Annotated in this window: 5 protein-coding genes; 2 read left to right on the top strand and 3 right to left on the bottom strand. The window is 69.7% G+C overall.

Annotated features, from left to right (window positions below; genetic code table 11):
- Positions 1 to 2,945: type I DNA topoisomerase (gene topA / locus G6023_RS01380; RefSeq protein ID WP_182633892.1), on the bottom strand; the 2,945-nt coding region annotated here is incomplete at its 3' end.
- Positions 2,946 to 3,080: 135 nt separating this feature from the next.
- The gene (locus tag G6023_RS01375) at positions 3,081 to 4,784 is read right to left on the bottom strand and encodes an alpha/beta fold hydrolase (protein WP_167492380.1); all 1,704 of its coding nucleotides are present in this window, start codon (positions 4,782 to 4,784) and stop codon (positions 3,081 to 3,083) included.
- 361 nt (positions 4,785 to 5,145) lie between these two features.
- Between G6023_RS01375 and G6023_RS01370 the strand changes: the two genes are divergently transcribed.
- Together G6023_RS01370 and G6023_RS01365 are read left to right on the top strand one after the other, a co-directional pair.
- Positions 5,146 to 7,149, top strand: a complete 2,004-nt coding sequence (locus G6023_RS01370; RefSeq protein WP_067711455.1) for a 2-oxoacid:acceptor oxidoreductase subunit alpha — start codon at positions 5,146 to 5,148, stop codon at positions 7,147 to 7,149.
- 24 nt (positions 7,150 to 7,173) lie between these two features.
- Positions 7,174 to 8,244: a 2-oxoacid:ferredoxin oxidoreductase subunit beta gene (locus G6023_RS01365; RefSeq protein WP_069388588.1), complete on the top strand. Its 1,071-nt coding sequence runs from the start codon at positions 7,174 to 7,176 to the stop codon at positions 8,242 to 8,244.
- A gap of 68 nt (positions 8,245 to 8,312) precedes the next feature.
- Here the strand turns inward: G6023_RS01365 and G6023_RS01360 are convergent.
- Positions 8,313 to 8,951 (bottom strand): NRDE family protein (locus G6023_RS01360; protein ID WP_182633891.1); only part of this gene is annotated, 639 nt, incomplete at its 5' end.

Below are 8,951 nucleotides of genomic sequence, written 5' to 3'. Positions count from 1 at the left end.
GACTTGCGGGCCGGAGCCTTCTTCGCGGGCGCCTTCTTCGGCGGCGACTTGGCGCGCCGCTCCGAGAGCAACTCGGAGGCGCGGGCGTCGGTGAGGCTCTCCACGGTGTCGCCCTTGCGCAGGGAGGCGTTGGACTCCCCGTCGGTCACGTACGGGCCGAAGCGACCGTCCTTGACCAACATCTGCTTGCCGGAGACCTCGTCGACCCCCATCTCACGCAGCGCCTTGGGGGCGGCGGCCTGCCGGCCCCGACGCTTGGGCTCGGAGTAGATCTTCACCGCGTCCTCGAGCGTCACCGTGAACACCGCGTCCTCGGACTCCAGGGTCCGGGAGTCTGTGCCCTTCTTGAGGTACGGCCCGTAGCGACCGAGCTGGGCGGTGATCTCCTCGCCGCTGGTGGGGTCGACGCCCACCACGCGCGGCAGCGACAGGAGCTTGAGCGCGTCCTCCAGCGTCACCGTCGCGGGCTCCATGGACTGCATCAACGACCCGGTCCGGGGCTTCGGCCCGGTGGGGCTGTCGGCCTCCTTCTTCGCCCGGCGGGTCACGGCGGCCTTGGCCTTGGTCGCGGCCTTCTTGGCCTCGGCCCTCGCGTCGTCGTCCTTGGCGGCGGCGATCGCGGCGTCGCGCTCGGCGTCGATCCGCTTCTTCTCCGCATCCGCGTCGGCGAGCACCTTCTTGGCCCAGACCGCCTTCTCGGCGTCGGTGGCCTCGGGGAGCTTCTCGGTGACGTAGGGGCCGTAGCGCCCGTCCTTGACGACGATCTCGTGTCCGGTCTCGGGGTCCACGCCCAGCGGGCGGCCGTCCTGAGGGGTCGAGAAGAGCTTCTCGGCCACCTCGAGTGTGAGCTCGTCCGGGCTCATCCCCTCGGGCAGGTTGGCCCGCTGGGACTCCTCGGCGCCGTCCTCGCCGGCGACCATGCGCTCGAGATACGGACCGTAGCGACCGACCCGGACGTGCACCGGGCGGCCCTCGGAGTCGTCGAACACCCGGATCGAGTTGATGCTGCGGGCGTCGATCGCCTCGAGGTTGACGTCGACGAGGTTCTTCAGCCCCACGGCGTAGTTGGCCGTGTCCTCGTCGCCGGAGCCCTCGGCGGCACCGAAGTAGAAGCGCCGCAGCCAGTCGTCCCGGTTCTCGCGGCCCTCGGCGATCGCGTCGAGTTCGTCCTCCATCAGCGAGGTGAAGTCGTAGTCGACGAGCCGGCCGAAGTTCTGCTCGAGCAGTCCGACCACGGCGAAGGCGACCCAGCTGGGGACAAGCGCGTTGCCGCGGACGTAGACGTATCCCCGGTCCTGGATGGTGCGGATGATGCTGGCATAGGTCGACGGGCGGCCGATGCCCATCTCCTCCATCGCCTTGACCAGGCTCGCCTCGGTGTAGCGGGCGGGTGGGCTGGTGGTGTGCCCGTCGGGGACCAGGTCGGTGCCGGTGAGCTGCTGTCCCTCGTCGAGGCGGGGCAGGCGCCGCTCGGCGTCGTCCGCCATCTGCTTCTCCGAGCCCTCGGCCGGGTCATCGGTCGCCTCGACGTAGGCCTTGAGGAAGCCGGGGAACGTGATGGTGCGGCCCGAGGCGGCGAAGGTGGCGCGCTCGTAGCCGGAGGCGTTGTCACCGGCGTCACCGCTGATGCGGATGCTGACGGTCGTGCCGCGCGCGTCGGCCATCTGCGAGGCGACCGTGCGCTGCCAGATGAGCTCGTAGAGCCGGTACTCCTCGGCGTCGAGGGCACTGTGGAGCTGCCCGGGGGTGGCGAAGGTCTCGCCGGCGGGCCGGATGGCCTCGTGGGCCTCCTGCGAGTTCTTGACCTTCCGGGTGTACTGCCTCGGCGTGGGTGAGACGTAGTCGCTGCCGTACAGCTCCGTGGCCTGCGCGCGGGCGGCTGCGATGCCGCCCTCGGACAGGGTCGTGGAGTCGGTACGCATGTAGGTGATGTAGCCGTTCTCGTACAGTCGCTGCGCGATCCGCATCGTGCGCTCGGACGTGTACCGCAGCTTGCGGCCGGCCTCCTGCTGGAGGGTGGAGGTCATGAACGGCGCGTAGGGGCGCCGTGTGTACGGCTTGGACTCGACGGAGTCGACGACGAAGTCGGCACCGGTCAGCGCGTCGGCCAGCGCCCGGGCCGCCGGTTCGGCGAGGACGACGGAGTCCTTGGCCGCGCCGGTGGACTTCAGACGCCCGTCCTGGCCGAAGTCGCGGCCCTGCGCGACCCGGGCGCCGTCGACGGCGGAGAGGCGGGCGGTGAAGCTGCGGGGTTCACCGGCGTCCCCGCCGGCGGATCCCTTCGTGGCCAGGGTCGCGGTGATGTCCCAGTAGTCCGCGGCGACGAACGCCATGCGCTCGCGCTCACGCTCGACGATCACGCGGGTGGCCACCGACTGCACGCGGCCGGCGGACAGTCGCGGCATGACCTTCTTCCACAGCACCGGGGAGACCTCGTAGCCGTAGAGACGGTCGAGGATCCGCCGGGTCTCCTGGGCGTCGACGAGGTCGGTGTCGAGCTCGCGCGTGTTCTCGGCGGCAGCGAGGATGGCGGGCTTGGTGATCTCGTGGAACACCATCCGCTTGACCGGCACCTTGGGTTTGAGGACCTCGAGCAGGTGCCAGGCGATCGCCTCGCCCTCACGGTCGGGGTCTGTCGCCAGCAGGAGCTGGTCCACGCCGGCGAGTTCCTTCTTGAGCTCGGCGACCTTCTTCTTCTTGTCGGCGCTGACGACGTAGATGGGTTCGAAGTCGTCGTCCGGGTTCACCCCGAGCCGCGCCCACGGCTCCTTCTTGTACTTGGCCGGGATGTCGGCCGCGCCCTTGGGCAGGTCGCGGATGTGTCCGACCGACGCCTCGACCACGTAGTCGGACCCCAGATAGGGCTGGATCTTACGTGCCTTGGTGGCGGACTCGACGATCACCAGGCTCCGCTTGCCGCCCGATGCTGCCTTCTTGCTCGCCACTGGAGTGCTCCCAACCTGCGCTGATTCCGTCGTCGACGCCCTTCACCGACCACCGGTCCCGGCTACGGTACGCGTGCCGGGGCCCTTCTATAGGAATTCATACCAGGCGGGATGCCCTCCACGAGAACCGTCGAGTCACCCCTCCGGCACCCACGGTGGGCTTCCCGGCGCGGGGCGCGGGGTGTCCAGATACTGCCCGGGTTCCGCCTGACCGGTCTCGAGATACCGCAGGACGATCTCGTCGACCGCCTCGTTGCCGGTGTCGAAATGGCAGTGCACGGTGCCCCGGATCCGGACGAGTGTGCCTCCCGTCGCGTCGGCGGTGGCCGGACCGAACATCCCCGGGGTGTTGGGGTCGTGGTCGGACTGGATGATCAGCGGCTGCGCGACCATCCGGTTGGACTCGATCCGCGGGGCCTCGGCGGACGGGGGATAGAGGCAGTACCGCGACTGCTCTCGCAGCGCCCATTCGTCCTCCCCGGTGCTGCCGACGGACTCGCTGCTGCCCAGCTGGGTCCCCGCCAGCAGGTTCCGCCTCGGCGGGGCGGTCTCGTTGCAGTTGAGGATCGTCAGGTAGGTCTGCATGTCGGAGGTCACGACCGGGGTCTCCGACCGGGTCTCCAACATCGCCTCGAGTTCCTCGGGTGACGGCGGATCCGGCAGGGTTCCGTGGATCTTCGCTGAGATCACCCAGGCGATCTCGGACCACTCACCCGGCTGACGGCTGAACATGTCGAGTACGGCGAAGTATCCCTGCGCCCCCTCGACGTCCCGATCGAACGCCCCGCTCGAGGCCAGTGCCGCGTTGTCCACTCGCGCCGACCCGGTGGCGATCGCGTCCACGGAGCCGGAGGTCAGCGGCCCGGCCGGCAGCGACCCCGCCACGCGGTCGCCGGGTTGAGCCGGCGGTGGGAGGAATCGCGACGCGGCGCGGCCCTCGGTCCGGTCCAGCTCCCGGATGCGCCCGTAGACCGCGAGCGGCGTGTCTCCGAGGCCGTAGGTCGCGTCGTTCTCCGCAATCCAGGCCAGTACGTAGTCCCGGGCCTGGTGGCGGTTCTCCGCCTGCCGCTGGTGGAATTCGTACCACCAGGTGTCGGACGGACCGACGGAGGAGTCCAGGACCATTCGCTCGATACTGTCCGGGAACAAAGTCTGGTAGACCATGCCCAGCGCGGTGCCGTAGGAGAAGCCGAAGAAGCTGATGCGGCCGAGCCCCATCCGCTCGCGCACCAGCTCGTGATCCCGGACGACGTTCTCCGTGGTGAACGAACGCACCAGGGCGGGATCGGTGTCCATGCACCACTTGGCCAGGACCGTGGGGGCGTGGTCGTCGACCCCCACCTCCGGCAGACACTCCAACGCCCCCGACCCCTCCAGGCCGCGCGGCTGCACGATCACCAGGTCGTGGTGCCTCCGGATCGCGTCGACGGCCGAGTCCTCGTCCGCGTCGAGTGCCGAGTACCACAGGTCACGCGCGTCGGCGCCCGGACCGCCGGGGTTGCCGAAGAGCGCCCCGGTCCGTTCCACCGACGCGGTGATCCTGCGCACCGACACGTCGATCGTGCGACCGTCGGGATCAGCGTGGTCCACCGGGACCGGGACGATGGCGCACAGGACATCGGCGCGGGGCAGTCCCACCTCCAGATCCCGGGCCGAGTCGGGCAGGCACCGGTCCCAGACGAGGGTGTCGACCGGAGGGACGGTGGCCGCGAGGGCCCCGGGAGGATCGACAGGCGCGGCGGGGGCCGCGGACGCGAGGGGCACCGCTGAGGCGACGACGCCCGTGGCGATGGCGGCCACCGCGCCGAGAACGCCGGCCGAGAGGAAGCGCGAGGTCAAGGTGGAGTCCTTCTCTTCAGGAGCAGAATCTTCGGGGGAAAGAACCGGGCGGCATCCGAACCAGGGGGTCGATCTCGTGACTGCGTGCAGCGACGGACGGGGCGTAACCCGGAGCGCGATGATGATTCTCTCATCATCACTGCGGAACCCGTGGCGGTATCCCCCGCACCCCTCCGACTAGCCCCGGTAGACAGGTCGGTCTATGGTGAATGGAAGCAACCACGGCAAGAGACTGGAACCTGTTACAGTTCCGGAAATTCGGCCGTGGCCGCGGGCGGCGCCGGAATCGGCGTACCGTCGAGGGCTGAACGGGAGCCGCGACAAGCCTCGATTCAACACGACTTTCTGGAGGTCAGCACCGGTGGGCAACTCGTCCAAGACCAAGCTGGACAAGGTGGTCATCCGCATCGCGGGTGACTCGGGCGACGGCATGCAGCTCGCCGGTGACCAGTTCACCTCCGAAGCCGCCGCCTTCGGCAACGACCTGGCGACCCAGCCCAACTACCCCGCCGAGATCCGGGCCCCACAGGGCACGATCCACGGGGTCTCGAGCTTCCAGATCCAGATCGCGGACTACGACATCCTCACCGCCGGTGACCGTCCCGACGTGCTGGTGGCGATGAATCCGGCGGCGCTCAAGGCCAATATCGAGGACCTGCCCTCGGGCGGCATCCTCATCGTCAACTCCGACGAGTTCACCAAGCGCAACCTCACCAAGGTCGGGTACGAGTCCAACCCCCTGGGGTCGCCGGCCTTCGAGGCGTTCCAGGTGCACGAGGTCGCGATGAGCACGCTGACGATCGGTGCCGTCGAGTCGGTCGACCTCGGCAAGAAGGACGCCGAGCGCTGCAAGAACATGTTCGCCCTGGGGCTGCTCACGTGGATGTACGGGCGCACGGTCGACTCGATCGAGAACTTCCTCAAGGACAAGTTCGGCAAGAAGCCGACCATTCTCGAGGCCAACATCCTCGCCCTGCACGCGGGCTGGAACTACGGCGAGACCACCGAGGCCTTCGCCTCGGAGTACGAGATCGCCCCCGCCAAGCTGCCCGAGGGCCGCTACCGTCAGGTCACCGGCAACACGGCGATGGCCTACGGCCTGGTCACCGCGGGCCGGTCCGCCGACATGCCCGTCTTCCTGGGCACCTACCCCATCACCCCGGCCTCGGACATCCTGCACGAGCTGAGCAAGCTCAAGCAGTTCGACGTCACGACCTTCCAGGCCGAGGACGAGATCGCCGGCGTCGCCGCGGCACTGGGCGCCTCCTACGGAGGAACCCTCGGTGTCACGTCCACCTCCGGTCCCGGTCTGGCCCTCAAGTCCGAGGCCATCGGCCTGGCCGTGATGACCGAGCTGCCGCTGGTGGTCATCGACGTCCAGCGTGGCGGCCCCTCGACGGGCCTGCCGACCAAGACCGAGCAGTCCGACCTGTTGCAGGCCCTGTTCGGGCGCAACGGCGAGTCCCCCGTCGCGGTGATCGCCCCGCAGTCCCCCGCGGACTGCTTCGAGATCGCCCGCGAGGCCGCCCGGATCGCGGTCACCTACCGGACCCCGGTCATCGTGCTGTCCGACGGCGCGATCGCCAACGGCTCCGAGCCGTGGCTGCTGCCCGACGTCGCCGCCCTGCCTGCGATCGACAAGAACTTCGCCACGGCCCCCGAGGCCGAGGGCGAGGGCGACGACGGCAAGCCCGCCTCCGAGTACCTCCCCTACGCCCGTGACCCGGAGACGCTGGCGCGCGACTGGGCCATCCCGGGCGAGCCCGGACTCGAGCACCGCATCGGCGGACTGGAGAAGGCCAACGGCACCGGCAACATCTCCTACACCGCCGACAACCACGACCTCATGACCCGGACCAGGGCCCTGAAGATCGCGCTCATCGACGTGCCCGATCTCGAGGTCGACGACCCATCCGGTGAGGCCGACGTGCTGGTGGTGGGCTGGGGTTCGTCCTACGGGCCCATCGGCGAGGCCGTACGCCGCGCCCGCGCGAACGGCCACCGCGTGGCCCGCGCCCACGTGCGTCACCTCAACCCGCTGCCGCACAACATCGGTGAGGTGCTCGAGCAGTACCGTCGGATCCTCGTCCCGGAGATGAACCTGGGACAGCTCGCCATGCTGCTCAAGGCCCGCTTCCCCGCCGACATCCAGCCCATCACCAAGGTGCACGGTATGGCGTTCTCGGCCGAGGAGTTGCAGACCGCCATCGAGTCCGAGTTCGCCGGCCGCCTCGCCCACACCGAGCACGACAAATACCGCCTGGCGCTCGACGGGGTCATCACCACCACCGGCGAGCCCGCGGCCCGAAACCGGCGGATCGGGCACACCGCCACCGGCACGACCACCGCCAACCGAACCCGCTGACCTGCGAGCGAGGAGAGGAACCCCATGACCACCACCGAATCCGGCCTCGTCGGCAGCGCATTGCCGCTCGACGCGTTGGCGTCCGTGCCCAAGACGGATGCTCCGCAGAAGCCCAAGGACTACACCTCCGACCAGGAGGTGCGCTGGTGCCCCGGCTGCGGCGACTACGTCATCCTGGCCACCATCCGCGCCCTCTTGCCCAAGCTCGGGCTCAAGCGCGAGAACATCACCTTCATCTCCGGCATCGGCTGCTCGAGCCGTTTCCCGTACTACCTCGAGACGTACGGGATGCACTCGATCCACGGCCGTGCCCCGGCCATCGCGACCGGTCTGGCCACCGCACGCCCCGACCAGTCGGTCTGGGTCGTCACCGGTGACGGCGACGCCATGTCCATCGGCGGCAACCACCTGATCCACACGCTGCGCCGCAACGTGAACTTGAACATCCTCATGTTCAACAACCGGATCTACGGGCTGACCAAGGGCCAGTACTCGCCCACCTCCGAGCCCGGCAAGGTCACCAAGTCCAGCCCGATGGGCTCGCTGGACCACCCGTTCAACACCCTGTCGCTGGCGATCGGCGCCCAGGGCACCTTCATCGCCCGCGCCCTGGACTCCGACCGCAAGGGCCTGACCGAGGTCCTCGACGCGGCCGCACGCCACCGCGGCACGAGCTTCGTGGAGATCCTGCAGGACTGCCCGATCTTCAACGACGGTTCCTTCGACCTGCTCCGCAAGGAGGACGCCGGCGACCACCTGATCCCGGTGCGCCACGGCGAGAAGATCATCTTCGGTGACGACGGCCAGCACTGCGTCGTGCGCCGCGGTTTCTCCCTCGCGGTGGCCGCGACCGCCGACGTGGACGAGGCCGACATCGTCGTCCACGACGCCCACGCCGACGACCCGACCTACGCCCACGCCCTGGCCAACCTGTCCAGCCAGGACCTCGAGTACACGGTCACCGGCATCATCCGGCAGGTCCGCCGCGACACCTACGACGACCTCGCCCGCGGCCAGGTCGCCGCCGCCAAGGAGACCTCACCCACGGACCTGCAGGCGCTGCTCGACGGCAGCAACACCTGGACCGTCGGCTAGGGCCGAAGGCACCACCCGCGCCGCGTCAGCGGCGTCGGAACCAGCCGCCCGCGGGGGCGGTCACCGGCTCAGATGCGCCTGGTGACCGTCCCCGTGATGCGTCCTCGGGCGTCCCACGTGCGCTCGACCACGTCGGCCACCCCGTGATGGTCGACGCGCACGGCGGTGGTCGACCGGGTGCCGTACCGCCGGCCGATGCGGACGAACCTCGACGACAGCCGCCACTCGTGCGTCAGCGGCACGCCCGTGCGCGGCATCGTCCACGGTGCCGCCGGACGACGATCGGCCAACACGTCCAGCAGCGCCCCGGACCAGTCCGGGCCCGTCATGACGTCGGTGCCCATGAGCGCTCTGACGTCGTGGACCGCGCCCACCACCTTGGGCCAGGGGGTGTCCAACGAGGCGTTCGACAGTCCGTGGACGCCGGTCCCGAGCGCCACCGGGCCGCGGGTGGAGCGGTTGGACGCCCACCACATCCGGTCGAGGTCGCCGGCCAGGAGGTTGACGCCCCCGTAGCGATCGAGGTCGTCGACGACGTGGTGGGCGAACTCCGCGACGGGCACCGGCCCGGTGAGCGCGTCGATGGGCAGCTCGCCGCGGGAGGCGACTGCGGGGAGCACCGGTCCGGGCTCGCGCACGTTGGTCACCGCCGAGAACCGACCGCCCGGGGCCACCGCGAGCCAGGTCCCGCCCGCGGTGACGTCCCG

It is taken from the genome of Dietzia sp. DQ11-71 (assembly GCF_014144995.1).
Classification (GTDB): domain Bacteria; phylum Actinomycetota; class Actinomycetes; order Mycobacteriales; family Mycobacteriaceae; genus Dietzia; species Dietzia kunjamensis.
Note: the sequence above shows the minus strand (reverse complement) of the source record. Positions and strands in the feature narration are given on the sequence as shown.

What these genes read in the sequence shown, in the direction of transcription:
- G6023_RS01365 (WP_069388588.1), top strand. Translation starts at nt 7,174, where the DNA reads ATGACCACCACCGAATCCGGCCTCGTCGGCAGCGCATTGCCGCTCGAC.